Origin of the sequence: Rhizobium sp. CF122 (assembly GCF_000282035.1) — a bacterium.
Taxonomy (GTDB): Bacteria; Pseudomonadota; Alphaproteobacteria; order Rhizobiales; family Rhizobiaceae; genus Rhizobium.
In genome coordinates, this window is sequence record NZ_AKKA01000106.1 from 1 (window position 1) to 2,401 (window position 2,401).

The window sequence follows — 2,401 nt, forward strand, 5'->3', positions numbered from 1 at the left end:
CGACGATGATCAGATCGTTGCCGCGATCGCCAAGGATCGAGTCATTGCCCGGGCCGCCATTGATGGTGTCGTCATCGCGACCGGCGTCGATCGTATCGTCACCCAGACCGCCATTGACAATGTCGTTGCCGCGATCGCCGAGGATCGTGTCGTCGCCGTCGCCGGCATTGACGGTATCGTCGCCGCGACCGGCGTCGATGGTGTCGTTGCCGCCGCCGCCGTTGACTGTATCGTTGCCGCGGTCGGCGTTGATGATGTCATCACCTGCACCGCCGTTGAGCGTCTCGTCGCCCCGCGTTCCCACGACCGTGTTGGGTGGGGGAGGCTCAAGCCCGACACCCACTGTGGGCGCCGAGAACACCTCTTCCAAAACCCCATTGGCGTCCTGGTAGATAGCACGCACGCGCAATGCGAGTCCGGCTAAATCCGCGCCAGGCGTGAAGGTTGGGCCGCTCGCATGCACATCCCCCAGACCTGTGGCAATGATGATGTCTTCGAAGATGCCGGTGCCGGGGCGCGGTTCGAACTGCCAGAAGTATGTGACTGGCCCGGTGATCAGGCCGTCAGGGTTGTCGGCATCGCTCACACCCGCGATCGATACCTCCAGGAGTTGACCCTCGGACGGTGTATTGTCCGGAGTGGCCGTTGCCGCGTCGCGGATCGAGAGCAGGCCAACCGGCTCGCTGTTGATACCTGCAAGTACGATCGATTGGTCAGAAAACCGCAGCCGCTCGATGTTTGACAAACGATCGGTTCCGTCCGGGCCAGCGACGCCCCCGACAATGTGCGATACCGTGATGAAGCCGTTGATGTCAGGCGTCGGCGGGTTGGCCGGGTCAAAGACCTGTCCATTGAAGCGATAGTTAGCCAGGACATCCGAGAACACCGCCGTGTCGAATCCAGGGCCATTCGCCGTCAAGATCTCACGGACGATTGCCAGTTGTCCGGGATTGATTTCACCGGAGAACACACGCTCGGTCAGTTCACTCATGCTGTCAACGCTGAAGAGTTCCTCGCCGGTGCCGTTTGCATTCGCGCGCACGCTGATGCGCACATTGAGCGAGCGGTTGCCGTCGATAAGATCGTCGCCGCCCCTGCCTTCAATGAGATCGCTGCCGTCGCCGCCGAGGATGATGTTACCCGAGCCGAACTGATCGTCGGCGGTGCCGACAATGCCATCCGATCCGGCAGCAGCAGCGCCGACGAATTGCTGCAGGCCAGTGACAAGGCCGAAATTGGTAAGCACGCTGCCGGTAAAACCAGACGAAGCAATCACGCCTGCGTCGGCATCATCGCCGCGCAGAATGTCGCTTAAAGAGGATCCCGACAGGCCTTCAGCCGATTCAAACCGCGCAAGAGCCGATGCCGCCGTCAGCGGCACGGGCGTTTCGTCGAAGGCGCGGAGATTCAGGTCGACATTTGCAGCCAGCGAGTCGTGCTTGAAAACGGCCCAGTCGAAACCGGACCCGCCGATGTAGCGGTCCACCTGGCCGCCATTGCCGACCATGATGTCATCGCCGCCCTCACCCAGCATTCGGTCTGCGACACTGTCGCCGATGAAGACGTCGTTGCCGATGATTGAATCCAGTCCGCGCGTGTCGAAATTTTCGCCGGCGCTGCCATCGGCCATTCCATGCTCGATCCAGTCGTCGCCTTCGTTGCCGAACACCATTTCGTCCGCCCGGGTCCCGAAGATGAAGTCGTTACCAGGGCCGCCGAAGGCTTCATTGCTGTCCTCACCGGTAACGATGAAATCGTTGCCGAAACCGCCAAGCATCAGGTTGATGCCATTGCCGGCATGGATGGCGTCGTTACCGTCGCCGCCCTGAAGGTTGTCGTCGCCGCCAAGGTCGGTGATGATATCGTCGCCAGCGCCGCCGAGGATCATATCGACGCCGTCGCCGCCTTCGAGCCGGTCGTTGCCCGCGTCGCCATAGAGCGTGTCGTCGCCGATGCTGGCGATGATCGTGTCGTTGCCGGCCGTACCGCCGAGGACAACATGATCCTCGCCGGTATACCGCAGGTAGTCGGTATCGGCACCTGGCGTTGCCGGGTTGTCCCGAATAACCAGCGGCGTCAGAAGGAAGCCGCCAAGCGGATCAGAATTGCCGGAAATCCCGTCCAGGCCAGCGACATCGTCAGCCGTACCCTGAATTCCGTCGGCCCCGGCTTCGTTCAGTTCGGTGAACTGCCGGGTCTGGTCGACCTCAAGAATAAAGCCAGGCGTCGAGAACACGTCGCCAGGCAGATGCGTGGCGTCGGTGTTGGCCATAATCAATTTGGCAAACGAGTTGTTCTCCAGCTCCGTGAGGAAGTTCAGTCCGGCCGTACGCTCGAGGTAGTAGAAACGATCGCCATTCTGCAGCTTCTCCATCTGGTTCTCGAAGACGAAGTTGAAGGT

At 61.1% G+C, this 2,401-nt stretch carries 1 pseudogene; it reads right to left on the bottom strand.

Features of this window, described 5'->3' with window-relative positions:
• Positions 1–2,401 (bottom strand): annotated as a pseudogene (locus tag PMI09_RS25730) (peroxidase family protein); the annotation flags it as partial.